Raw genomic sequence first — 23,080 nt, forward strand, 5'->3', positions numbered from 1 at the left:
GGTCGCGACGTCGGAACCGCGCCGCACGCGGCCAGGCCGGGGACACACGCGGCCAGGCCGGAGAGGGGAAGGCGCCCCCCTCAGCGGGTGGTACGGCTCACCTGTCCTCGCCGGTCTCCCTGACCTCCGGGTGGTCGAGGACGATGTCGTAGGTCACCGGGATCAGCCGCCGCAGACCGGTGTCCACGCCCCCGCCGGGGACCTCGAACACGATCTTTCCGCCGCGGGTCACATCCCTGACCTGCTCCACGACGTATTCGTGGACCTGGTCGCCGGGTTCATGGACCACTTCGGGGCCCGCACGCCCTCACGATCTTCCGACACCGCGACCTCCCTGCGTCCGGGCGGGGACACACCTCGCCCTCTTTCACGGTAACCGGTGGACGGCCCGTCACGGCTTCCGCCGGCCGTACGCCGATACGACGACCGCGCGGAGCCGCATGTTCGCCTGGGCAACCGGGTGCGCGGAGCCGCATGTTCGCCTGGGCAACCGGGTGCGCGGAGCCGTCGCCGGCCTCCACGAGGAGGCTGCGGCCGGTGCGCGAGGAAGACGTCGTCGAGGGTGGGGCGCCCGACCTCGGCGGTCAGCGCCTTCACCCCGGCGGCATGGGCCCCACGAGATCAAGACCCTCCGCGGGCTGCTGCAGTACCTGCTCGCCCAGGCCGCCGACGACGAGTCCTGGCTGCCGGAAACCGGGCACGGCGCCGCCCCGCCGTACCCCTCCTGGAAGGCCGGCGGGAAGGCCCTGCCGTGACCCGGCCGCCGCGGAGGACTCCTCGCAGGTTGGTTATGTTGTGGGGGTGCAGGCACTCGTCCAACGGCCGCTGGGCCGGACCCACCTGACGGTGACGCGGCTCGGTCTCGGCCTGGCCGCGCTCGGCCGCCCCGCCTACATCACGCTCGGCCGCGAGGAGGATCTCGGCGACGACCGCGGCGTCGCCGCGATGCGGGCGCGGACCTGGGCCGTGCTCGACGCGGCGTGGGCGAGGGGCGTGCGCTACTTCGACACGGCGCGTTCGTACGGCCGCGCGGAGGAGTTCCTCGCCGGCTGGCTGCGCGAGCGCGGGATCGCGCCGGGAGCGGCGACGACCGGCTCGAAATGGGGATACGCCTACGTGGGCGGCTGGCGGATGGACGCCGAGCACCACGAGGTGAAGGAGCTGTCGGCCGAGCGGCTCCGCCGCCAGCTCGACCAGACGCGCGAGCTGCTCGGCGAGCACCTGTCGCTCTATCAGATCCACTCGGCGACGGTGGAGAGCGGAGTGCTCGAAGACGAGGGTGTGCTCGGCCGGCTGCGCGCGCTGCGGGCCGAGGGCGTCGCGATCGGGCTCAGCACGACGGGCCCGCGCCAGGCGGACACGATCGCGCGGGCGGTCGAGATCGGGACGTTCGACACGGTGCAGTCCACCTGGAACCTGCTCGAACGTTCGGCCGGCGGAGCCCTCTCCCGGGCGCACGGGGCGGGGATGGGCGTGATCGTCAAGGAGGGGGTGGCGAACGGGCGGCTGACCGCCCGCGCGGCTCCCGCCCCGCTGGCGGCGGCCGCGCGCGATCGGGGGGTGACACCGGACGCGCTCGCGCTCGCGGCCGTGCTCGCACGACCCTGGGCCGGGGTGGTGCTGAGCGGCGCGGTCTCGGTCGAGCAGCTGCACAGCAATCTGGGCGCGGCCGAGGTGGGATGGGACGCGGATCTCGACGAGCGGCTCGCCGGGCTGGCCGAGGACCCCGAGACCTACTGGGCCGGACGCGGCGCGCTCGCCTGGGCCTGAGCCGGTAGGACGGAGGCGGACGCCTGAACGCCGGGCGGAGGCGGACGCAGGGCGGGGGCGCTCGCCCGAGCCTGAGCGCGCCGGACACGGGCGGACATCTGGACCCGAGGCGCAGGACGGGGACACTCGCCTGAGCCGGTAGGGCGGAGGCGGGCACGCGTCGTGTCCTACACGACGCCCGCGTAGACCCAGCGGCCGTCGAGGCGGACGAAACGGCTGTGCTCCTCCATCTGCCCGGGCTGTCCGCGATCAAGGTAGTGGGCGCGGAACCGGACCGTCCCCTCGTTGTGGAAGACGCTGCCGTCGGCGGTCTCCAGGATCTCCAGGCGGACCCAGCGCAGCTTCTTGTCGAGCTCGACGCGGGGCGGGCGGTCGGCGGGGTGCCAGGTGCGCAGCAGGTATGCCTCGTCGCCGACGCCGAACGCGCTGAAACGGGACCGCATGAGCAGCTCGGCGGTGGAGGCCGAACCCTCGCCCCGGTGGAAGCGGGCACAGCAGTCCTGGTAGGGGGCCGGCAGGCCGCAGAGGCAGCCGGCGGTGGCGGGGACACGACGGGACATGCCCTCTATTGTGCCCGAACGGACCTGGCGGATCGCCCGGAAGCCGGGAGGGCGACGGCAGCGCCGGACCGGTGGCCGGGCGATGACGCCCACCGTCTCCTCGCGCACGTCGACCCGCCCGTTGACGACCCATCCGGGCTCGGCGATCTCACGGGGCCGCGCGTTCCACCAGGTCAGACCCATGTCTGCTGGATTTTTCCGCCGTACTGCCGTGCCCGTCTTGCCGGACCTGCCCGCAGATGACACGTTCGACAGTGGCCCTGCCGTCGAGCCCTGGGGGTGCTTCCCGACCATGGACGACCAGAACACCGACCACACCGGTCACGCCGACGACCTGCCGAGACTGCCGTTCACCCGCGACGACCCGCTTGAGGTTCCGGAGATGTACCGCGCCCTGCGGGCCGTCAGGCCGGTGACCCGGGTCCGTACCCAGGCGGGTGACCTCGCCTGGCTGGTCTCCGGCTACGAGGAGGCCAGGCAGGCCTTCGCCGACCCGCGCCTCGGGCGGTCGGCGCCCGACCCGGAGCGGGCCGCCCGGATCTCCGGCTCGGTGCTGCTCGGCGGCCCGCGCGGCGACATCGAGACGGAGAAGGCCGAGCACGAGCGGATGCGCCGGATGCTCGCCCCGGCCTTCTCCGCCCGCCGGATGAGCGCCCTCGGGCCCCACGTCCAGCAGCTCGTCGACGAGCTGCTGGACCACATGGCCGAGCTGCCGCGCCCGGTGGACCTGCGGGAGGAGTTCTCCGTACCGCTGCCGGTGCTGGTGATCTGCGAGCTGCTCGGCGTGCCGTACGGCGACCGCGGGCACTTCAGGAAGCTGGCCGAGGCGATGACGGATCTGAGCGACCCGCGGCGCGCCGAGGCGGCGATGACCGAGCTGGCCGACTACACCCGCGCCATCCTGATCGACAAGCGGGCGGACCCGGCCGACGACGTGTTCTCCGACATGGCCACCATGGAGGCGCCCGACGAGGAGATCGCCACGCTCGCCGCGGGGCTGCTGTTCGCCGGCCACGAGACGACGGTCAACCGGATCGACTACGGCGTGCTGCTGCTGCTCGGCAACCCGGCACAGCGCGACGCGCTGGTCGCCGACCCCTCACTGACGGCCCCGGCGGTGGAGGAGATCCTGCGGATGGCCGCGCCGGGCAACCACGGCCTGCCCCGGTACGCCCACGAGGACGTGAGCATCGGCGGCGTGACGATCAGGCGCGGCGAGGCGGTGCTCATCGTCACGACGGCGGCCAACCGCGACGAGCGGACCTTCCCCGAGCCCGACCGGTTCGACATCGGCCGCCCTCTCGGCGACCCGCAGCTCGCCTTCGGCTACGCGGCCCGCTACTGCATCGGGGCGAGCCTGGCCCGGGTGGAGCTGCGGTCGGTGTTCGGCACCCTGTTCCGGCGCTTCCCCACGCTGGAACTCGCCGTGCCCGCCGAGGAGCTGGTGGAGCGCGAGACCTCCCTCACCGGAGGGTTCACCCGCATCCCGGTCACCTGGTGACCGCCTCCGGGGGGCCGGCCGGCGCGGGCCCCCCGGCGGTCAGCCGGCCGTCGCCGATCTCCTGGTGTTCAGCTGGTCGAACCCGACCGCGACCAGGATGAGCACGCCGATGGCGATCTGGAGGTAGAAGGCGTTGATCGCGAGGAGGTTGCCTCCGTTGTTGAGGACACCCATGATCAGCGCTCCGGTGGCGGCGCCGATCGCGCTGCCCTTCGCACCGAACAGGCTCGCGCCGCCGATGACGCAGGCGGCGATCGCGTTGAGCTCGAAGCCCGTACCGGCGGTGGGGATGCCCGCTCCCAGCCGGGAGGCGAGCAGCACCCCGCCGAGGCCGGCGAGCAGGCCCGAGATCGCGTAGACCGAGATCGTCACCATGCGCACGGGCACACCCGCGAGGCGGGCCGACTCGGGATTCGAGCCGACCGCGTAGATGTAGCGGCCGAAGACCGTCCGGGAGAGCACGAACCACATCACGCCCGTGACCAGGGCCGCGACGATGAGAAGGTTGGGAATGCCGAGGATCGTGCCGTTGGCGATGGCCTGGAACCCGGCCGGCAGGCCCTGCACCGTCTGGGCGTCGGTGGTGACCAGGACGATTCCCCGGGCGATGCCGAGCATGCCCAGGGTCGCGATGAACGGTGGCAGCAGGGCCCGGGTAACCAGCAGGCCGTTGACGATCCCGAGCACGGTGCCGATCCCGACCCCGAGCAGGAGCGCCGGCCAGATCGGCATGCCGGCGACCAGGAACTGCGCGGTGGACGCGCCGGACAGGCCGAGGACCGAACCGACGGACAGGTCGATCCCGGCGGTCAGGATGACCAGGAGCTGGCCGACCGCGATGATTCCGAAGATCGCGACCTGCCGGGCGAGGTTGGCCAGGTTGTTGCCGGTGAGGAACTCGTCGCTGGCGAGTGTGAGGATGCCGACCGCCACGAGCAGCACCACGAGCCCGCCGCTCTCGCGTCCCGCGATGTCTCCCAGCGTGACGACCCGGCGCGGGGCCTCGCCCTTCGGCTCGGGCTCCGGCTCCCTGGCCCTGGGTACCGCATCCGGCCCCAGCTCCTCGCCGGTCGGCTGCCTGCTGGTGATCGTGGTGGTGGCGATCGGTTCGCGCCAGATCAGCTTAGGCATCTCGGCTCACCTCTCCTGGGTCGTCTGGGGTCGGCGGGATGGTGGCTCCCGCGCCTTCGGAGGACGCCGGAGCCCCTTCTCTGGGCGCGGGGATCTCCTCCTGGAGCACCGACTCGGCGGCTCTGCCGCCGCCGCTCGCCAGGCGGAGCACGTCCTCCTCGGTGGCGGTTCCGGGGAGCTCGCCCGCGACCCGCCCGTCGCGCAGCACGAGGATGCGGTCGGCGAGGCCAAGCAGCTCCGGGAGATACGACGAGACCACGATGATCCCCAGCCCCTTGGCGGCCAGGTCGCCGATGACCGTGTAGAGCTCGCCCTTGGCGCCGACGTCGATGCCCTTGGTCGGCTCGTCGAAGATCAGCACTTTCGGCTTGGTGAGCAGCCATCGGGCGAGCAGGACCTTCTGCTGGTTGCCGCCGGACAGCGTCGAGACCGGCTGGTCGTAGGAACCGGCCCGCAACCGCAGGCTGTCGAGCAGCCGGTCCGCCTCCTCGGCCTGCTCCCGGGCGGGCAGCAGGCCGTGCCGGGAGCCGCTGCGCAGGCTGGCGATGGTGACGTTCTCCCGGATCGACAGCTCGGGCAGCAGCCCCAGCACCTTGCGGTCCTCGGTGAGCAACCCCACCCCGGCGTTCATCATCGTGCGCGGCCCGGACGGTTTCACGGGCTTGCCCGCGACCTCCAGCTCACCGGCCACGATGGGGTCGGCGCCGAAGATGGACAGCAGCAGCTCGCTCCGTCCCGACCCCAGCAGGCCCCCGATGCCGAGGATCTCCCCGGTCCCGACCTCCAGGTCGATGCTCGGCGAGTCCTGGGACCGGCGCAGCCCCCGGACCCGCAGCGCGGGCGTGCCGGCGTGCCGGTGGGTCTCCGGATAGAGCGAGCTGATCTCCCGCCCGACCATCGCGGTGATCAGGCGGTCCTCGTCGTAGTCGCTGATCGGCCCCGCCTCGGACAGGCTCCCGTCCCGCAGGACGGTCACCCAGTCGCCGATCTCGAACATCTCCTCCAGCCGGTGGGTCACGTAGAGCATCGCTATGCCGCGCTCGCGCAGCCGCAGGATGTATTCGAGGAGCCGCGCCGACTCCGCCTCGGTGAGCGCCGTGGTCGGCTCGTCGAACACGACCACCTTGACGGAGTCGGCGGTCAGCACCTTGGCGATCTCCACGAGCTGGCGGGTGGCCGCCGGGAGCCGTTCCACGATCGCGTCCGGGCTGAGGTCCGTCAGGCCGACCTCATCGAGCGCCTCCCTGGCGCGGGCCCGCAGCCGGCCCCTGGCGATGACCCCGGTGCGCGCGGGGAGACGGCCCATGAACAGGTTCTCCGCGACCGACAGGTGAGGGAGAAGGCTGAGCTCCTGGTAGACGGCCTGGACACCGGCCGCGCGCACCGACGCGGGTGTGGGCGAGGTGACCGACCGGCCGTCGATCACGTAGGAGCCGCTGTCGCGGCGCAGCGCACCCGTCAGCACCCGGATCAGGGTCGACTTCCCCGCGCCGTTCTCCCCGGCCAGGCAGTTCACCTGGCCGGGGATCAGGCGGAGCGAGACGTCGGTGAGCGCCTGCACGGGCCCGAAGGCCTTGGAGACGTCGCGCAGTTCGACGACGGGTTCTTTCGCCTTCATCATTCCGCCTTCATCGTCGGCGGGTTGAGCAGCAGCTTCACATCGGGGTCGTTCATGTTCCGCTTGTCCGCCACGACGGCTCCGGGGTCGATGTCACGCGGCGGGATGCGACCGGCCGCGGCCATCCCGGCCGCCAGGACGCCCTGGTATCCGAAGAAGTAGGGGTTCTGCACCACCAGCGCGTCGATGGTGCCGGCGGCGAGCGCGGCGTTCTCCTGCGGGTCGGAGTCGAACGCCACGACGGGGACGGTGTCGGTCACGTTGTTGTCCTGGATCGCGCGGGCCGCGCCCACCCCTGAGGTGTTGTTGTCGGCGAAGACCCCCGCCAGCTCGCGGTTGGCGGTCAGCGCGTCGTTGACCTGCGACGCCGCGGTGTTGATGTCGTTGTTGTTGTAGCGCTGCAGCGTCACCTTGACCTGCGGGCAGTTGTTCGCGAGGCCCTGCTTGAAGCCGGAGTCCCGGTCGACCAGCGACTGGATGCCCGCCACGGAGGACTCGATCATGACACTGCCGCTCGTCTTGTTCTGGGCCTTGAGCAGCTCGCACATGCGCTTGCCGGCCTGCATCCCGGCCTTGAGGTTGTCGGTGCCGATGAACCCCTCCGAGGCGGTGGTCACGCGGCTGTCCACCGTGATGACCTTCAGGCCCGCCTTGCGCGCCCGTTCGATCGCCGAGTTCAGGGCGCTGGAGGAGTTGGGCGCGATGACGAGGCCGTCGACGCCCCGGGAGATGGAGTTCTCAACGAGCTGCACCTGCTGGTCGATGTTCGTCTCCGACGTGGGGCCGAAGGTGCTCACCTTGAGGCCGAAGTCCCCGCCCGACTGCTTCGCGCCGGCGATCATCGTCTGCCAGAACGAGGAGTCGCTCGCCTTGATGATCACGTCGATCTTCTTGCCACTCGCCGCCCCGGCCATTCCTCCCCCCGCCGACTGGCTGGCCGAACTCGTCGCCCGGCCTCCCACCACTCCCAGCACCAGCGCCACCAGTGCGATGGCGGCGACGAGCGAAAGGGAGAAGACGATACGTGAGCGAGCCATAACGACCTCCTGAAAGCTGTTCAGGGGGGAGCCCGGCAGGCGTCTCAGGCGGCTGCCGTCATAGATCTACGGAGGACGGAGGTGTGCCGACGGTGGTGAGGGAAGGCACACGGAGAACTTTTCATTCAACAAAGACTCGTGACGGCCGGTTGTTTCCAGCAAAGCCCCGGACGCGTTGCGGTTGAAACTAGTAAAGAGAAAAGAAGTCATTACTCTCCGCGGGGCTCAGGCATCCCGTCCGTGCTCGGCGAGCCCGACGAACATGGTGCGGCGGAGCGCCTCGACATGGCCGCGCGCCACCTCGGCCGCCTTCAGCGGATCACGGTCGGCCAGGGCCGTGACGAGCTCGGCGTGCTCGCAGTTGGACTCACGCAGGTGGCTCAGCGGGCAGGGCAGGTAGTGGCGGTAGAGCTCCCGCAGGACCAGGCCGTACTGCTCGGCCGCCGACGGCAGCCCGGTGGCCGCCGCCACCGTCATGTGGAAGCGCTCGTCCCAGGTGTGGAACTCGGCCCAGTCGGAGGCCTGGTCCATCCGCGCCACGAGGGCCTCCAGCTCCCCGATCTGGTGGCGCGCCGCGTTCGAGGCCGCCAGGTGCGCGGTCCCGCACTCCAGGAGCAGCCGCTGGTCGATCAGCCGGTGGACGTCTCCGGCGGCCGCCTGGTAGGCCGCGATCTCACGGACCCGGCCGCCGGCGGGGCGGGGGGCCACCAGGGTGCCGCCGGTCCGGCCGCGCCGCCGTTCCAGCATGCCTTCCTCGCACAGGGCCACCAGGGCGCGCCGTGCCGTCATCTCCCCGACGTCGAGGGCACGGGCGATCTCCCCGGTCGGCGGGAGCCGCTCGCCGGGCTGCAGCAGGCCGAGGTCGACGGCCATGGCGATGCGGGCGCGGACGGTGTCGAGTGCGTTGAGTCGCCGGATACCCGCGAGAGCGGGGGCTCTGAGCGCGGTCAGGGGGCTACCAGGCGTCATGCCCCTACGGTACTCGGCGAAAAATGGTTCATAGTGAGCATTATTGATTTAAGTGCTCACTATGCACCATTTTCACATCCCGCAGCCCGAAAGCAGGTACGCCATGTCCCGCCCCCTTCCCGTCGCGCTCGCCCAGGCCGCCCCCCAGCCGATCGGGGCACCGGCCTCGGCCTTCGCCGGAGAGGTCGAGGCGCTCGCCGCCGGCTTCCCCCAGGCCCGCTTCGTGGTCTTCCCCGAGCTGCACCTGCACGGCGCGCAGGCCCCGCCCGAGCAGAGGGAGGCGGAGCTGGAGGCGTCCGCGGAGCCGCTGGACGGCCCCCGCTCGAAGCTCCTCGCCGAACTCGCCGGCGACCTCGGCGTCTGGCTGCTCCCCGGCAGCGTGTGCGAGCGCGGGCAGGACGGAGCGCTGCACAACACCGCCCTCGCCTTCTCCCCCGAAGGCCGGCTCGCCGCGTGGTACCGCAAGGTGTTCCCCTGGCGGCCCTACGAGCCCTACCGGCCCGGCGACCGCTTCGTCGTCTTCGACGTCCCGGGCGCGGGCCGGGTCGGCTTCGCGATCTGCTACGACGTGTGGTTCCCCGAGGTGGCGCGCCAGCTCGCCTGGATGGGTGCCGAGGTCATCGTCAACCCGGTCATGACCACGACCGCCGACCGCGCCCAGGAGCTCGTGCTGGCGCGCGCCAACGCCATCGTCAACCAGGTCTACGTGATCAGCGTCAACACGGCCGCCCCCACCGGCACCGGGCGCAGCCTCGTCGTCGACCCCGAGGGCCGCGTCCGGGTCGAGGCGGGCGAGGCCGCCACCGTGCTCACCGACGTCGTCGACCTCGACGACGTCACCCGGGTCCGGAGGTACGGCACGGCCGGGCTCAACCGGATGTGGGACCAGTTCACCGACGCCGACCAGCCGATCGAACTCCCCGTCTACCAGGGACGTATCGACCCCTCCCGCTGGAACCCGGCGGGTGACCGACCGGAGGAGGTCCCGTGATGCCGTCCACCGAACCGGTCCTGAGGCGCACCCTGACGCTCAGGCCGGTCGTCCTGTTCGGCCTGGCCTACATGACACCGCTGATCGTCCTCGGCATCTTCGGCATCGTGGCGGAGACCACCGGGGGCGCGACCGCCGCCGCCTACGCGCTCGCCCTGGTGGCCATGCTGTTCACGGCCTTCAGCTACGGCAGGATGGCGGCGGCGTATCCGGTCGCAGGGTCCGCCTACACCTACGTGCGGCGCACCGTCGACTCCCGGGTGGGCTTCCTCGTCGGCTGGGCGGTGCTGCTCGACTACTTCTTCCTGCCCATGGTCATCTGGCTGATCGGCGGGGCCTACCTGTCCGCGCAGTTCCCCGGCGTCCCCTCCTGGGTGTGGATCGTCGCCTTCATCGCCGTGACGACGACCCTCAACCTGCTGGGCATCAAGGTGGCGGCCAGGGCGAACTCCCTGCTCATGACCTTCCAGATCCTGGTCCTCGCCTTCTTCGTGCTGCTGTCGGCCGGCCACGTCCTCAGGGCCGGGGGCGCGGGCGCGCTGTTCGACCCGGCCCCGTTCGTCAACCCGGCCACGACCGTGTCCGGCATCGCGGCCGGGGCGGCCATCGCCGCCTACTCCTTCCTCGGGTTCGACGCCGTCACCACCCTGACCGAGGAGACAGTCGAGCCGAGGCGGACGATCCCCCGGGCGATCCTGCTCATCGCCCTCATCGGCGGCGCGATCTTCATCCTCGTCTCCTACACCACCCAGCTCGTGCATCCCGGCGGCTCCTTCGACGCCCCCTCCTCGGCGGCCTTCGAGATCGCCAGGACGATCGGCGGGAACCTGTTCGGGGCGGTCTTCCTCGCGGGCCTGGTCATCGCCCAGTTCTCCTCCGGCCTCGCCGCCCAGGCCAGTACCTCGCGGCTGCTGTACGCCATGGGACGCGACTCGGTGCTCCCCCACAAGGTCTTCGGCTACGTCCACCCCAGGTTCCGCACGCCGGCGTTCGGCATCCTGCTCACCGGCGTCGTCGGCCTGGTCGCCCTGCGCCTGGACGTCGCCACCTCGACCTCGTTCATCAACTTCGGGGCCTTCACCGCCTTCACCTTCGTCAACCTCAGCGTCATCGCGCTCTACCTCCGGGAACGCCGGGCGGGGCGCAGGCTCGGAGCCGTGCCGTACGTCCTCGCGCCGGTGATCGGAGCGGCCGTCGACCTGTGGCTGCTCACCAAGCTCGACAGCCACGCCATCACGCTCGGGCTGATCTGGCTCGGCATCGGCGTGGTCTACCTCGCCTACCTCACCCGGCTGTTCCGGCTGCCGCCCCCCGAGATGGAGTTCACCGACGAGGAGCCGGAGGCGGCCACCCGGCAGGGGTAGGGGCGCGCCGGGACGCGCGGACGGTGCGGCCCCCGCCTCCGGGCGGGACGGGCGGACAGGAGATACCGTCAGGAATGACAGAACCACGGGAGGCCGGCGCGCCGTTCTCCGGACGGACCGCATGGGCACAGGGGCTCACGACGCCGCTGCGCGAGTTCCTCCGGACCGAGACCGGCAGCGCCCTGATCCTGCTCGCCGCGACGCTGGCCGCCCTCGCCTGGGCGAACGCCGGCCCGTCGTCGTACGAGGCCGTCTGGCGGACGGTGCTGTCCATCCGCCTCGACGGACTGGACGTGTCGCAGGACCTGCGCCAGTGGGTCAACAACGGGCTGATGACGTTCTTCTTCTTCGTCGTCGGGCTTGAGGCGCGCCGCGAGTTCGACATGGGAGAGCTGCGCGACCGGCGGCGGCTCGTGCTGCCGCTCGTCGCCGGCGTCGGCGGGATGGCCGTGCCCGTCGCGATCTACCTGACCGTCAACGCGGGCAGCCCCTCCGCGCACGGATGGGGCGCGGCGATGTCGACGGACACCGCGTTCGCGCTCGGCATGCTCGCGCTCTTCGGGTCCCGCTTCCCGGCACGGCTGCGCACCTACCTGCTCACCGTCACCGTCGTCGACGACCTCGTCGCGCTCGGGGTCATCACGATCTTCTACAGCGAGCGGGTCGTGCCGGCGGCGCTGCTGGCCGCGGCCGGGATCTTCGCTGTGATCCTGCTCGTCCGCGCCGCCGGCGTGCGCCGCGGCCTGCCCTACGCGCTGCTCGGAGCGGCGGCGTGGGTGGCGCTGCTGAAGTCCGGCGTGGAGCCCATCGTCATCGGCCTGGCCATGGGGCTGCTGACCTACGCCTCCCCGGCCGCGCGCGGGGATCTCGCACGCGCGACGGACCTCTTCCGGCTCTTCCGCGAGCAGCCGACACCGGAGCTGGCCCGCTCAGCCAGCGTGGGGCTCGCCTCGACGATCTCGCCGAACGAGCGGCTGCAGCAGCTCTACCACCCGTGGGTGAGCTACCTGGTCGTGCCCCTCTTCGCCCTCTCGAACGCGGGGGTGACGATCAGCGGCGAGTTCCTGGCGCGGGCGCTCACCTCCCCGATCACCCTGGGCATCCTGCTGGCCTACGTCGTGGGCAAGCCCGTCGGCGTCATCGGGTCCTCGTGGCTCGTCACCCGGCTGAGCCGCGGCCGCGTCCGCCCGCCCGTCGGCTGGGCCGCCGTCGCGGCCGGCGGCACGATCGCCGGCATCGGCTTCACCGTGTCCCTGCTGATCGCCACCCTCGCCTTCGACGGCCCGCAGCTGGAGGAGGCGAAGCTCGGCATCCTCACCGCGGCGCTCTGCGCGCCTCTCATGACCTGGGCCGTCCACCGCGTGACCACGCTGCTCCCCAAACGGCTGCGGATCCGGGCGCTGCTGGGCACCGCCGAGAGCATCGTCGACCTCGCCGCGCCCGTCGACCCGGACCGCGACCACGTGCGCGGTCCCCAGGTCGCGCCGGTGACCGTGGTCGAGTACGGCGACTTCGAGTGCCCCTACTGCGGCCAGGCGGAAGCGGTCGTCCGCGAGCTGCTCGCCGACCTCGGCGACGTCCGCTACGTCTGGAGGCACCTGCCGCTGCACGACGTGCATCCCTACGCCCAGCTCGCCGCGGAGGCCGCGGAGGCCGCCGCCGAGCAGGAGGCGTTCTGGGAGATGCACGACCTGCTGCTCGACCACCAGGACGAGCTCCGGATCCGCGATCTGATCGGCTACGCCGGGGAGCTCGGTCTCGACGTCGAGCGGTTCCGCGACAGCCTCCGCGGCCACGCCGGCGCCGCCCGGGTCGCCGAGGACATCGACTCCGCCGACCTGAGCGGCGTGTCGGGCACACCGACGTTCTTCATCAACGGGCGGCGGCACCACGGCGCCTACGACATCGCCACCCTCTCGGCCGCGGTGCGGGCCGCCCGTGCGCGCGCGGCCCTGAGGACATGACCGCGGGACCGCGCGCCCCCGCGGCGGGGTGATCCGGCCTCAGGACAGGTCGATCCAGTCGAGCGTACGGTCGACCGCCTTCTTCCAGCCGGCGTAGCCGCCGGTCCGCCGCTCGTCGGACCACTCCGGCTGCCAGCGCCGGTCCTCCTGCCAGTTCTGCTTGAGCTCGTCGGCCGACTTCCAGAAGCCGACGGCCAGGCCGGCGGCGTAGGCGGCGCCCAGCGCCGTGGTCTCGGCCACGACCGGCTTGGAGACGGGGACGCCCAGGATGTCCGCCTGGATCTGCATGCACAGGTCGTTGGCCGTCACGCCGCCGTCCACCCTCAGCACGTCGAGGGTGACGCCCGAGTCCTGCCTCATCGCCTCGACGACGTCGCGGGTCTGGTAGCAGATCGCCTCCAGGGTCGCCCGCGCGATGTGGGCGTTGGTGTTGAAGCGCGACAGGCCGACGATGGCGCCCCGGGCGTCGGAGCGCCAGTAGGGGGCGAACAGGCCGGAGAAGGCGGGCACGAAGTACACGCCGCCGTTGTCGTCGACCTGCCGGGCGAGCGCCTCGCTCTCCGCCGCCCCGGAGATGATGCCGAGCTGGTCGCGCAGCCACTGCACGGCCGAGCCGGTCACGGCGATCGAGCCTTCCAGCGCGTAGACCGGCCGGTCCGCGCCGAACTGGTAGCAGACGGTGGTGAGCAGGCCGTTCTCCGAGCGGACCAGCTCGTGGCCGGTGTTGAGGAGCAGGAAGTTGCCGGTGCCGTAGGTGTTCTTGGCCTCGCCGACCTCGAAGCATACCTGTCCCACCGTGGCGGCCTGCTGGTCGCCGAGGTCGCCCGAGAGCGGCACCTCGCCTCCCATCGGGCCGCTGCCCCTGGTCAGGCCGTACAGGCCGGGGTCCGAGGAGGGCCGGATGGCGGGCAGCATCTGCCTGGGGATGCCGAAGAACGACAGCAGCTCGTCGTCCCACTCCAGCGTCTCCAGGTCCATCAGCATGGTGCGGCTGGCGTTGGTGGGGTCGGTGACGTGCACGCCGCCGTCGGTCCCGCCGGTGAAGTTCCACAGCAGCCAGGTGTCGGTGTTGCCGAAGATCGCATCCCCCGCCTCGGCCGCCTTGCGCACGCCGTCGACGTTCTCCAGGATCCACTGGATCTTGCCGGCCGAGAAGTAGGTGGCCGGCGGCAGGCCCGCCTTGCGGCGGATGACGTCGCCCCGCCCGTCGCGGTCCAGCGCGGCGGCGATGCGGTCGGTCCGGGTGTCCTGCCAGACGATCGCGTTGTAGTAGGGCCGGCCGGTGATCCGGTTCCACACCACCGTGGTCTCGCGCTGGTTGGTGATGCCGAGCGCGGCGAGGTCGGAGGCGGTCAGGTTGGCCCGGTTCAGGGTCGTCTCGATCACCGCCCTGGTCCGCTCCCAGATCTCCAGGGGGTTGTGCTCGACCCAGCCGGCCTGCGGCAGGATCTGCTCGTGTTCGAGCTGGTGGCGGGCGATCTCGTTGCCACCGTGGTCGAAGATCATGAAACGGGTGCTCGTGGTTCCCTGGTCGACGGCTCCGACGAAGTCAGGCATGGAGTGATGTCTCCTTCAAGGGGCGGCTTGGGGGCGGCGGCTTTCAGGCGGTCTCGTAGTCGGCCGGTGACGGCACCCGGCCCGCCTCGGGCTCGGCTCCGGGCGGCAGGAAACGGGCCACCATGGCCTGGTAGAGGCCCGCGCCGATCAGTCCGCCGATCACCGGTGCCACGATAGGCACCCAGAAGTAGAGCTGGCCATACTGATCTCGCCAGGCCGTCTCGTAACCGGTGAGGAACGAGGCGAGCCGGGGCCCGAAGTCACGCGCCGGGTTGATGGCGTAGCCCGCGTTGGTGCCCCAGGCCATGCCGATCGCCACGACGACCAGTCCGACCACGAAGGGGGCGAGGTTCGCCGCGGGCGGCGAGTTGCGCACGTCGGAGACGGCGAGGATGAGGAACAGCAGGATCGCGGTGCCGATCACCTGGTCGCGGAACGCCCCCCAGGTGCCGACGGGCAGCGCTCCGTTGCCGGGCAGGGTGGAGAAGACCCCCTGGGTCTTGATCGTGTGGCCGGGGTCGGCCTTGGCGAGCACCTCCGCGTAGTTCCACCGCACGAGCAGCGCCGCCACGAACGCGCCCGCGGTCTGCGCGAGCGAGTACGGCAGCACCTTGCGCCAGGAGAAGCCCTTGAAGACCGCGAGCGCGACCGTGACGGCCGGGTTGAGGTGCGCGCCGCTGATCCGGGCCGCGGTGTAGACGCCCAGGGTGACCCCGAGCCCCCACGCCCACGCGATGCTGTCGTGGTCGCCGATGCCGGCCGCGGCGACCTGCGCCACGACCCCCACCCCGAACAGGATCAGGATCAGGGTCCCCGCGAACTCGGCGGCCATCTCACCGAGCAGTCCCCGGGCTTTCAGCCGTTCCGCCATGTGCTCTCCTCACGGTGCCGCGTTGCGTCACAAGCCCGCGCCCGCTCTCCGGGCGGGACCGGAATACCGCCGGACGGCCGTGGAGAAATCCGCCCCCGAAGAGGCGATCCTCTCGGCTGCCCGGGACGCTAGGCGCGAAAGGGGACAGGGTCAACGGCAGGCTGACGACAATGTCGAACACTGGTCAGGAATGAGAGTCGATAGTAGTATCGGCGGGCTGTGCGGCAGCGCCCGGATGTCCGGCGGTGCCGGGAGAAGCGGAGACCGTCTCTCGATGGGTGCCGACATTGTCGAACGACCGCCGTCCCGTCCCCCACCGGCCACATGCCCGGCTCAGTCCAGTCGATTGAGCGCGGGGCGGCCATCCTGCGGCTGCTCGCCCGGAGCCCCGGCCGGCTGGGCATCGGTGAGATCGCCGGCTCCCTGGGCCTGGCCAGGAGCACCGCGCACGGCATCGTGCGCACCCTCCAGCGCGTCGGTTTCGTGGAGCAGGACGAGGCGACCGCCAAGTACGGGCTCGGCGCGGCGCTGCTCCACCTCGGCACCAGCTACCTCGACGTCAACGAGCTGCGCTCGCGCGCGATCAACTGGGCCGACGCGCTGGCCGCGCGTAGCGGTGAGGCGGTCAGGATCGGGACGGTCCTCGACGGCCAGGTCCTCGTGGTGCACCACGTCTTCCGGCCCGACGACACCCTCCAGACGCTCGACGTCGGGTCGCTGCTGCCCATGCACGCCACGGCGCTCGGCAAGGCGCTGCTCGCCTACGACTCCGGGGCGGCGGCGGCCGTACGGGCCGGCGGCCTGGAACCCCGCACCCGCAGGACCATCACCACGCCCGGCGCGCTCTCCCGCGCCCTGGCCCGGGCGCGGGAGGTGGGCTGGGTGACCGAGGTCGAGGAGATGACCATGGGAGAGGCCGGCGTCGCGGCGCCGATCCGCGGCTACGGCGGCCTGGTGGTGGGGGCCATCGGGATCTCCGGCGCGGTCGAGCGGATCTGCGACACCAGGGGGCAGCCGGTCCCGGTGCTGGTGACTTATGTCCGGGATGCGGCCCGTGCCGTTTCCCGGGACCTCGGGGCCTCCCGATACCGACCGTCCACGTCCGGGTGAGGACACCATGGCCACGCGTTACGTGATGTCCATCGACCAGGGCACGACGTCGACGCGGTGCATCGTCTTCGACCAACGGGGACATCTCGTCTCGGTGACCCAGCGGGAGCACCGCCAGCACTTTCCCCGGCCGGGATGGGTCGAGCACGACGCCGTCGAGATCTGGCGCAACCTGGAGCGCATCGGGCCCGAGGCACTCGCCCGGGCCGGCATAGGCCCCGGGCAGGTGGTGGCCGTCGGCATCGCCAACCAGCGGGAGACGACCGTCCTGTGGGACAGGCGGACCGGGGTCCCCGTCGGCCGGGCCGTCGTGTGGCAGGACACGCGGACCGACGCCCTGGTGGAGGAGCTCTCCCGCCGGCCGGGCGCGGAGGCGGTGCCGGAACGCTGCGGCCTGCCGCTGGCCGCCTACTTCTCCGCGCCGCGCATCCGGTGGCTCCTCGACCACACCCCGGGCCTGCGGGAGCGCGCCGAAAGCGGCGAGGTGCTCTTCGGGACGATGGAGAGCTGGCTCATCTGGAACCTGACCGGCGGGCCCGACGGCGGCGTCCACGTCACCGACGTCACCAACGCCAGCCGCACCCTGCTGATGGACCTGACCACCCTGGACTGGGACGACGGGCTCCTCGCCTTCTTCGGCGTCCCCCGCCGGATGCTGCCGCGGATCCGGCCCTCGACGGAGACCTACGGCACCGCCCGGCGGGTGTTCCCCGGCGTGCGCATCGCCGCCGCGCTCGGCGACCAGCAGGCGGCGCTGTTCGGGCAGACCTGCTTCGCCTCCGGCGAGGCCAAGTGCACCTACGGCACGGGCGGCTTCCTGCTGCTCAACACCGGGACCACGCCGGTCCGCTCCGCCCACGGCCTGCTGACGACCGTCGGCTACCAGGTGGGCCGGGAACCGGCGGTCTACGCGCTGGAGGGGCCGATCGCGGTCACCGGTGCGCTCGTGCAGTGGTTCCGCGACGGGCTCGGGCTCATCAGCAGCGCGCCGGAGATCGAGACGCTGGCCCGGACCGTGCAGGACAACGGGGGATGTTACATCGTCCCGGCCTTCGCCGGGCTCTTCGCACCGCACTGGCGCAGCGAGGCCCGCGGGGTCATCGTGGGGCTGACCTCCTACGTCACCAAGGGGCATCTGGCGCGGGCCGTGCTGGAGGCGACCGCGTGGCAGACCCGCGAGGTGGTCGACGCCATGAACGCCGACTCGGGCCTGGCGTTGCGGACGCTGAAGGTCGACGGCGGCATGACCGCCGACAACCTCCTCATGCAGATCGTCGCCAACGTGCTGGACGTGCCCGTCGTGCGTCCCATGGCGGTGGAGACCGTGTCGCTGGGCGCGGCCTACGCGGCCGGTCTCGCCGTCGGGTACTGGGCCGACCTCGAAGGGCTCCGGCGCAACTGGCACCGGGCCGCGCAGTGGAGCCCGCACATGGACCCGCGGCTGCGCACGGCCGAGCACGACAACTGGCGGCGGGCCGTCGAACGCGCGCTGGGCTGGGTCAGGCCGGTGCCCGGCCACCGCTGAGCACCGGCCCGCACCCCGGCCCGCGAGCCGTACGGCGTGGCCCTACAGAACGGCGCCGGCCGTGTAGGTGATCTCGGCGAGGAGCTGCTGGCCGGAGGCGTTGGGGTGGAAGTAGTCCCAGCGGCTCAGCTGGGACAGCGTGAACGGGTGGCCGAAGACGGCTCCGCCGTCGTACCGGCAGGTGATCTGCTCGGCGCAGACCCGGGCCAGCACCGCGTTGAAGTCGGCCACGCGCCCGCGCACCCGGTCACGCCTGTCGACGTCGGCCTGGTCGGTGGAGCGGGGCCTGGCCAGCATCGACTGGCAGATGCCGAAGGTGGACCACGCGGTGCGGGCGGACGAGCTGTCCTTGCCGACCTCCCAGAGCCGCTTGACGTCGGGAATGCTGGAGACGAAGATCCCCGCACCGGGCAGGCCGGCGGTGAGCGTCTGCACCGCCGTACGGAACCTCGCCTCAAAGTCGGCCACCGAGGTCATCCCCGCCTCCGATGACGCGCAGGCGTCGTTGGCCCCGATCAGGATCGTGACGTAGTCGGCCCCCTGAGAGACCGCCTGCCGGGCCTGCCCGGCCATGTCGGCGACCTTGGCGCCCGACCGGCCGTCGTTGTGGACGGCGAGGGAGGGACTGCCGGCCTGCAGCCGCAGGTAGTGGCTGTTGACCGCCGGGCTGGACCCGGTCGACCAGGATCGGGAGGGGCAGTCGAGGTAGAAGCCGCAGGCGTTGAACCCGCGGGTGATGGAGTCGCCCATCGCGGCCATGGTGTCGGGGACCGCCGAGGCGTCCGCCACGGCCGTGGCCGGGACGGACGCGAGGGTCAGCGCTGCGACGAGGGCGAGGGTCCGGCGGGGGACGTTCAAAACTGGCCTCCTGGGCTCTCCCCCGAGCGGCTCCGTTGCTCAAGAATGTCGGCCCGTTCCGCCGTGTTTACAAGCTGGTTTACAGATTACTGACTCAACAGTAAGGACCCTCTCCGGCTCCGGGGAGCCCTCGCGCCGCCGACCTCGCGCCCGACTTGAACGATCGTCTCAAACGAATGTGTTGTACAAATGTCTCATACACTTGTACCATCGCCAGGGAAGTGGAAACCGAGCGACGGCCGAGGAGTCCCCGTGCGGAACAAGAACATCCTGATCTCAGGCGCCGGCATCGCGGGCACCACGCTGGCCTACTGGCTGCGCCGCCACGGCTTCACCCCCACGGTGGTGGAACGGGCGCCCGCGATCCGGGAGGGCGGCTACAAGATCGACATTCGCGGCGCGGCGTTGAAGGTGGTCGAGCGCATGGGCGTCCTGGACGAGATCCGACGCCTGCGCACCGACGTGCGGGGCGGATCGATCGTCACCGCCACCGGCAGGGCGGTGGCGAGCATGGACGGCGACACCTTCGGCGGGCGCGAGGGCGAGGACGCCGAGATCCTACGCGGCGACCTGCAGCGCGTCCTTCACGACCTCACCAGGGACGAGGTCGAATATCTCCTCGACGACTCCATCGCCGCCCTCACCGAGGTCGGCGACGAGGTGAAGGTCACCTTCGACAGCGGCCGGACACGCGTCTTCGACCTGGTGGTGGGCGCCGACGGGCTGCACTCCGCCACCCGCGCGCTGGCCTTCGGCCCCGAGGCGCGGTTCGTCCGCGACCTCGGCTACTACGTCTCGATCTTCAGTGTCCCCAACCACCTGGACCTCGACCGCTGGGAGCTCACCTACGTCTCCCCCCGCAGGACCTCGCTGACCTACAGCACGGCCGGGGCCACCGGGGCCAAGGCCATGTTCCTGTTCGCCTCCGAACCGCTGGAGTACGACCACCGCGACCGCGACCGGCAGCAGAGGATCCTGGCCGACGCCTACGCCGGGGAGGGGTGGGAGGTCCCGCGCCTGATCGGCGGCATGAACGACGCGCCCGACTTCTATTTCGACTCGCTCAGCCAGGTCCACATGGACCGCTGGTCGAAGGGGCGGACGGCGCTGGTCGGAGACGCCGCCTACTGCGCCTCCCCCGCCTCGGGACAGGGCACGAGCCTGGCCCTGGTCGGCGCCTACGTCCTGGCCGGGGAGCTGGCCGCCGCCGGCGGCGACCACCGGGCCGGGTTCGACGGCTACGAGAGGGCGCTGCGGCACTTCGCCGAGCAGAACCAGAACCTCGGGCCGGCCAACGTCAAGCGGATGGTGATGCGGAGCAAGTCGCAGGTCTGGTTCTCCCTGAAGATGCTCGCGCTGATGAACCGCATGCCAGGCAAGGACCGCATGATGGCCAAAATCGTCGAGCCGATCCACAGGGCGGCCACCGCCATCGCCCTCAGTGACTACTGAGGAGGCCGGCCGGGCGGCGGGCGGACCGGATGTCAGCCTGACAGCTCCGCACGCAGGTCGCGGAGGAACCTCTTGGTGTCCGAGACGGAGTAGGCCTGGACGCACAGGCGGTCCATGACCTGTATGTAGTGGTCGGTCTCCTCATGCTTGTCGACGTAGAGCGCGCTGGTGAGCTGCTCCAGGTAGACCACGTCGGGCAGGTCCCGCTCGGGGAAGCACAGGATGGAGAACGGACCGCCGGCCGCCGCGTGACCGCCGCGGTGGAACGGCATGATCTGCAGCCTCACGTTGGGCAGCTCGGTGACCTTCAGCAGGTGGTCGACCTGCGCGCGCAGCACCTGCGGCCCGCCGATGGGACGCCGCAGCACGGCCTCGTCCATCACGGCCCAGAGCGTCGGCGCGTCGGGCCGGGTGAGACGCTCCTGCCGGGTCATGCGCAGGGCGACACGGCGGTCGACCTCCTCCGAGGAGGCGGCACTGTGCACGAGCATGATGACCGCCCGAGCGTATTCCGGACTCTGCAGGAGGCCGGGGACGAACTGCACCTCATAGGTCCGCACGATCGAGGCGGCCTCCTCAAGGCCCACATAGACCTGGAACCAGTTGGGGAGCAGGTCACCGTACTTGTGCCACCAGCCCGGAGTGTTGGCCTGGCCGGCCAGGGAGAGCAACGGCGCCCTGTCGCCGGGGTCGGTCACCCCGTACAGGGTCAGCAGGTCCGCGACATCGCGCTCCTTGAAGCCGACCCGCCCCAGCTCCAGGCGGCTGATCTTGGCGTGGGAGGCGCGGATGGCGTAGCCGGCGTCCTCCCGGGAGATGCCCCTGGCCGCGCGCAACCGCCGCAGCTGGGCCCCCAGCAGGATCCGCAGGATCGTGGGACCGCCGCCGGCCCCGGTCAGGACACCGCCGTGCGCCACGCTGCTTTCGGCGTGCTCCGTGCTCATGATCACTCCCCGTCGCGCCACCCGGGCGGTGCGACCGTTCCGCTTTTTTCGACGAGAATCGGACAACCATATTCTGGCGCATGTATCGAGCACTTACTCCCACATGTACACAGCGCGAAAACCGGCCTTTAAGACAACTTGCTCCTCTTAGACGAAACACCCACCCGATGGATCCGCGCGCCTTTCCACCGGCCCGTACCCTGCGCCGGAAGGCGCCGGCGCGGAGGTCGCCTCACCGGAGGATCCCGGGGCTCCCGCGATCGAATTTAAGCAGATTTATCTACGGAAAACAGCGCGAAATACATAAAGCTCTCCAACATCCTCAAAAACTCTCTGTCACTTTCTCCTGTCATGCGCAATCCCGCTGCCAGGTGACGCGCGACATCGCAGCCGGAGGAGGTTTCTCCCGGAAACCCGTCCGGACGAGAGGGGGCTCCCGCGCCACATCGTGATCGCCAAGCCCGGACGCCCCCCGCGGATCACGGGAGACGATCACCGCCGGCCATGCCCGCACCCCGCCCCCATCAAGATCGTCGCCCGAGTTTTTAGCATTCTTATGAGAACGACGAGCGACCGGCAGGGGAGAATGGGAGCGAATGTCCCTGAGTGGGTGGAATGTCTCTTCCCGCCCGTCTGCCGAGAGGATGCACCTATGGCTGCCATCGACATTCCGACCTGGGCCGCCCGCCTGCGTGCCTGGCGGCGTGGCCGCCTGTGGAGCCGGCAGGACCTCGGCGAGAAGCTGACCGAGGCCGCGGACGAGACGACCCGCGACCGCCTGCCCAGCCAGGAGAAGCTCTCGGAGATGGTCCGCTCCTGGGAGGCCGGGGAACAGCGGCCCGACGAGCTGTACTCCGAGCTGTTCTGCCGGGCGTTCAACATGAACGAGGCGGAGCTGTTCAGCGGCGAGGCGGCCGGCACGACGCTCTGGCACCACCTGACCGGCATCCCGCTGATGGCGGGGACCTTCTCCGCCGAGGACGAGGAGCGCACCGGCCGGGCGATCGAAGACCCCAAGCGGGCCGACGACCGGACCGCCGCCTACTTCGAGACCGTCCTGCGGGCCTACTCGCGGCCGGACCTCCGCCCGGCCCGCACGATCAACGCCCTGTCTCCCGTCTTCGCCGCGATCGACGGACTGCGCCGTGACTCCAGGTCGGGCATCCACCGGGCGCTGCTCCGGATCAGCTCGCAGGACGCCGAGCTGATCAGCCGGATGCACTACGAGACCGGCAACCTCGACGAGGCGCTGGCCTGGTCGGACCGGGCTCTGCTGGCCGCGCACCAGGCGGGCGACGAACGGCTCGTGGCATACACCCTTGCCCGCCGGGCCGGCCTTCAGGACAACCAGGGCAATCCCGAGCAGTTGATAGGCCTGGCCGTCGCCGCCCGCGAGCACGTCCTCTCCCCGCCGCCGCTGGAGGCGATGGCCCGCCGGCACGAAGCCCAGGGCCACGCCATGGCCGGAGCCGAGGACATGTGCCACCGCCGCCTGGAGGAGTCCGCGGAGGCGCCCCGGGAGGGCTCGAAGGACGACACGCCCATCGTGTTCGACTACCCCGCCTGGCTCCACAACGCCCTGGCCGCCGGATGCCTCATCCAGCTCCACCATCCCGCCGACGCGATCGAGATCCTGGAACGGGACCTCTCGGCGGCCCCGTCGAACTACCTCACGGCCTACAACATGGCCCGTCTCGCTCACGCCTACGCCGACGCGCACGAGAGCGAGCGCTCGGCCGGCATCGCCCGCCAGGCTCTGTCGCTGTCGCGGCAGACCGGTGCGAGCCGCGCCATGGAGGAGCTCCGCATCATCCACGACGACCTCCACCGGTGGTCGCACTCGCACTCGCACTAGCCG

General features: G+C 71.3%; 20 protein-coding genes. 10 read left to right on the top strand and 10 right to left on the bottom strand.

The window, feature by feature from the left end:
- Window positions 1-97 precede the first annotated feature (97 nt).
- Window positions 98-289, bottom strand: coding sequence for a hypothetical protein (locus SROS_RS36035; protein WP_012893884.1), 192 nt, complete (start codon window positions 287-289; stop codon window positions 98-100).
- Between the two features lie 151 nt (window positions 290-440).
- On the opposite strand from SROS_RS36035, the gene SROS_RS52435 reads away from it, so the two are divergent.
- A complete protein-coding gene (locus SROS_RS52435) occupies window positions 441-755 on the top strand; it encodes a hypothetical protein (RefSeq protein ID WP_218919740.1) in 315 nt (104 codons plus the stop codon).
- 46 nt (window positions 756-801) lie between these two features.
- Window positions 802-1,770 (top strand): aldo/keto reductase, encoded by a 969-nt coding sequence (locus tag SROS_RS36040; RefSeq protein ID WP_218919741.1) that lies wholly within the window; start codon window positions 802-804, stop codon window positions 1,768-1,770.
- Window positions 1,771-1,937: 167 nt separating this feature from the next.
- Here the strand turns inward: SROS_RS36040 and SROS_RS36045 are convergent, their stop codons facing one another.
- Window positions 1,938-2,513: a YchJ family protein gene (locus SROS_RS36045; RefSeq protein WP_012893886.1), complete on the bottom strand. Its 576-nt coding sequence runs from the start codon at window positions 2,511-2,513 to the stop codon at window positions 1,938-1,940.
- Between the two features lie 28 nt (window positions 2,514-2,541).
- Between SROS_RS36045 and SROS_RS36050 the strand changes: the two genes are divergently transcribed.
- Window positions 2,542-3,831, top strand: coding sequence for a cytochrome P450 (locus SROS_RS36050; protein ID WP_245564408.1), 1,290 nt, complete (start codon window positions 2,542-2,544; stop codon window positions 3,829-3,831).
- Between the two features lie 39 nt (window positions 3,832-3,870).
- On the opposite strand, the gene SROS_RS36055 is transcribed toward SROS_RS36050, so the two are convergent.
- From SROS_RS36055 to SROS_RS36070, 4 genes are all read right to left on the bottom strand, one after another.
- A complete protein-coding gene (locus SROS_RS36055) occupies window positions 3,871-4,962 on the bottom strand; it encodes an ABC transporter permease (protein ID WP_012893888.1) in 1,092 nt (363 codons plus the stop codon).
- Window positions 4,955-6,583 carry a sugar ABC transporter ATP-binding protein gene (locus SROS_RS36060; RefSeq protein WP_218919742.1) on the bottom strand — a complete coding sequence of 543 codons (1,629 nt, stop codon included), beginning with the start codon at window positions 6,581-6,583 and terminating at the stop codon, window positions 4,955-4,957. The genes SROS_RS36055 and SROS_RS36060 overlap by 8 nt, the downstream gene beginning before the upstream one ends.
- Window positions 6,580-7,617, bottom strand: coding sequence for an ABC transporter substrate-binding protein (locus SROS_RS36065; RefSeq protein WP_012893890.1), 1,038 nt, complete (start codon window positions 7,615-7,617; stop codon window positions 6,580-6,582). Before SROS_RS36065 ends, SROS_RS36060 begins: the two co-directional genes overlap by 4 nt.
- A 225-nt stretch (window positions 7,618-7,842) precedes the next feature.
- Window positions 7,843-8,586, bottom strand: coding sequence for a FadR/GntR family transcriptional regulator (locus tag SROS_RS36070; RefSeq protein WP_012893891.1), 744 nt, complete (start codon window positions 8,584-8,586; stop codon window positions 7,843-7,845).
- A gap of 103 nt (window positions 8,587-8,689) precedes the next feature.
- Between SROS_RS36070 and SROS_RS36075 the strand changes: the two genes are divergently transcribed.
- The 3 genes from SROS_RS36075 (at window position 8,690) to nhaA (ending at window position 12,905) form a co-directional block, all read left to right on the top strand.
- The gene (locus SROS_RS36075; RefSeq protein ID WP_012893892.1) at window positions 8,690-9,577 is read left to right on the top strand and encodes a carbon-nitrogen hydrolase family protein; all 888 of its coding nucleotides are present in this window, start codon (window positions 8,690-8,692) and stop codon (window positions 9,575-9,577) included.
- Complete coding sequence (locus SROS_RS36080) at window positions 9,577-10,941, top strand: APC family permease (RefSeq protein ID WP_012893893.1); 1,365 nt, start codon at window positions 9,577-9,579, stop codon at window positions 10,939-10,941. Before SROS_RS36075 ends, SROS_RS36080 begins: the two co-directional genes overlap by 1 nt.
- Window positions 10,942-11,015: 74 nt before the next feature.
- A complete protein-coding gene (gene nhaA, locus SROS_RS36085; RefSeq protein WP_012893894.1) occupies window positions 11,016-12,905 on the top strand; it encodes a Na+/H+ antiporter NhaA in 1,890 nt (629 codons plus the stop codon).
- Window positions 12,906-12,944: 39 nt separating this feature from the next.
- Here the strand turns inward: nhaA and glpK (SROS_RS36090) are convergent, their stop codons facing one another.
- The gene (gene glpK / locus SROS_RS36090; RefSeq protein WP_012893895.1) at window positions 12,945-14,462 is read right to left on the bottom strand and encodes a glycerol kinase GlpK; all 1,518 of its coding nucleotides are present in this window, start codon (window positions 14,460-14,462) and stop codon (window positions 12,945-12,947) included.
- Between the two features lie 43 nt (window positions 14,463-14,505).
- The gene (locus tag SROS_RS36095) at window positions 14,506-15,333 is read right to left on the bottom strand and encodes an MIP/aquaporin family protein (protein ID WP_012893896.1); all 828 of its coding nucleotides are present in this window, start codon (window positions 15,331-15,333) and stop codon (window positions 14,506-14,508) included.
- Between the two features lie 324 nt (window positions 15,334-15,657).
- On the opposite strand from SROS_RS36095, the gene SROS_RS36100 reads away from it, so the two are divergent.
- Together SROS_RS36100 and glpK (SROS_RS36105) are read left to right on the top strand one after the other, a co-directional pair.
- Complete coding sequence (locus SROS_RS36100; RefSeq protein ID WP_012893897.1) at window positions 15,658-16,443, top strand: IclR family transcriptional regulator; 786 nt, start codon at window positions 15,658-15,660, stop codon at window positions 16,441-16,443.
- Between the two features lie 7 nt (window positions 16,444-16,450).
- On the top strand, window positions 16,451-17,968 hold the full coding sequence (glpK, locus tag SROS_RS36105) for a glycerol kinase GlpK (RefSeq protein WP_012893898.1): 1,518 nt from the start codon (window positions 16,451-16,453) through the stop codon (window positions 17,966-17,968).
- Window positions 17,969-18,010: 42 nt separating this feature from the next.
- Here glpK (SROS_RS36105) and SROS_RS36110 read toward each other — a convergent pair whose 3' ends face one another.
- Window positions 18,011-18,826, bottom strand: coding sequence for an SGNH/GDSL hydrolase family protein (locus tag SROS_RS36110; RefSeq protein ID WP_012893899.1), 816 nt, complete (start codon window positions 18,824-18,826; stop codon window positions 18,011-18,013).
- A gap of 252 nt (window positions 18,827-19,078) precedes the next feature.
- On the opposite strand from SROS_RS36110, the gene SROS_RS36115 reads away from it, so the two are divergent.
- The gene (locus SROS_RS36115; RefSeq protein WP_012893900.1) at window positions 19,079-20,278 is read left to right on the top strand and encodes an FAD-dependent monooxygenase; all 1,200 of its coding nucleotides are present in this window, start codon (window positions 19,079-19,081) and stop codon (window positions 20,276-20,278) included.
- 32 nt (window positions 20,279-20,310) lie between these two features.
- Here the strand turns inward: SROS_RS36115 and SROS_RS36120 are convergent, their stop codons facing one another.
- A complete protein-coding gene (locus SROS_RS36120) occupies window positions 20,311-21,222 on the bottom strand; it encodes a helix-turn-helix domain-containing protein (RefSeq protein WP_012893901.1) in 912 nt (303 codons plus the stop codon).
- 652 nt (window positions 21,223-21,874) lie between these two features.
- Between SROS_RS36120 and SROS_RS36125 the strand changes: the two genes are divergently transcribed.
- The gene (locus SROS_RS36125) at window positions 21,875-23,077 is read left to right on the top strand and encodes an NsdA family TPR-like regulatory protein (protein ID WP_012893902.1); all 1,203 of its coding nucleotides are present in this window, start codon (window positions 21,875-21,877) and stop codon (window positions 23,075-23,077) included.
- Window positions 23,078-23,080: the final 3 nt, after the last annotated feature.

The organism is Streptosporangium roseum DSM 43021 (assembly GCF_000024865.1).
GTDB lineage: Bacteria > Actinomycetota > Actinomycetes > Streptosporangiales > Streptosporangiaceae > Streptosporangium > Streptosporangium roseum.

Bases quoted from the DNA above. Each gene is read 5' to 3' on its own strand.
- SROS_RS36120 (WP_012893901.1), bottom strand. From the start codon at position 21,222: ATGAGCACGGAGCACGCCGAAAGCAGCGTGGCGCACGGCGGTGTCCTG.
- glpK (WP_012893895.1), bottom strand. From the start codon at position 14,462: ATGCCTGACTTCGTCGGAGCCGTCGACCAGGGAACCACGAGCACCCGT.
- nhaA (WP_012893894.1), top strand. From the start codon at position 11,016: ATGACAGAACCACGGGAGGCCGGCGCGCCGTTCTCCGGACGGACCGCA.
- SROS_RS36080 (WP_012893893.1), top strand. From the start codon at position 9,577: ATGCCGTCCACCGAACCGGTCCTGAGGCGCACCCTGACGCTCAGGCCG.
- SROS_RS36125 (WP_012893902.1), top strand. From the start codon at position 21,875: ATGGCTGCCATCGACATTCCGACCTGGGCCGCCCGCCTGCGTGCCTGG.
- SROS_RS36070 (WP_012893891.1), bottom strand. From the start codon at position 8,586: ATGACGCCTGGTAGCCCCCTGACCGCGCTCAGAGCCCCCGCTCTCGCG.
- SROS_RS36095 (WP_012893896.1), bottom strand. From the start codon at position 15,333: ATGGCGGAACGGCTGAAAGCCCGGGGACTGCTCGGTGAGATGGCCGCC.
- SROS_RS36065 (WP_012893890.1), bottom strand. From the start codon at position 7,617: ATGGCTCGCTCACGTATCGTCTTCTCCCTTTCGCTCGTCGCCGCCATC.
- SROS_RS36045 (WP_012893886.1), bottom strand. From the start codon at position 2,513: ATGGGTCTGACCTGGTGGAACGCGCGGCCCCGTGAGATCGCCGAGCCC.
- SROS_RS52435 (WP_218919740.1), top strand. From the start codon at position 441: ATGTTCGCCTGGGCAACCGGGTGCGCGGAGCCGCATGTTCGCCTGGGC.
- glpK (WP_012893898.1), top strand. From the start codon at position 16,451: ATGGCCACGCGTTACGTGATGTCCATCGACCAGGGCACGACGTCGACG.
- SROS_RS36075 (WP_012893892.1), top strand. From the start codon at position 8,690: ATGTCCCGCCCCCTTCCCGTCGCGCTCGCCCAGGCCGCCCCCCAGCCG.
- SROS_RS36055 (WP_012893888.1), bottom strand. From the start codon at position 4,962: ATGCCTAAGCTGATCTGGCGCGAACCGATCGCCACCACCACGATCACC.
- SROS_RS36100 (WP_012893897.1), top strand. From the start codon at position 15,658: ATGCCCGGCTCAGTCCAGTCGATTGAGCGCGGGGCGGCCATCCTGCGG.
- SROS_RS36060 (WP_218919742.1), bottom strand. From the start codon at position 6,583: ATGATGAAGGCGAAAGAACCCGTCGTCGAACTGCGCGACGTCTCCAAG.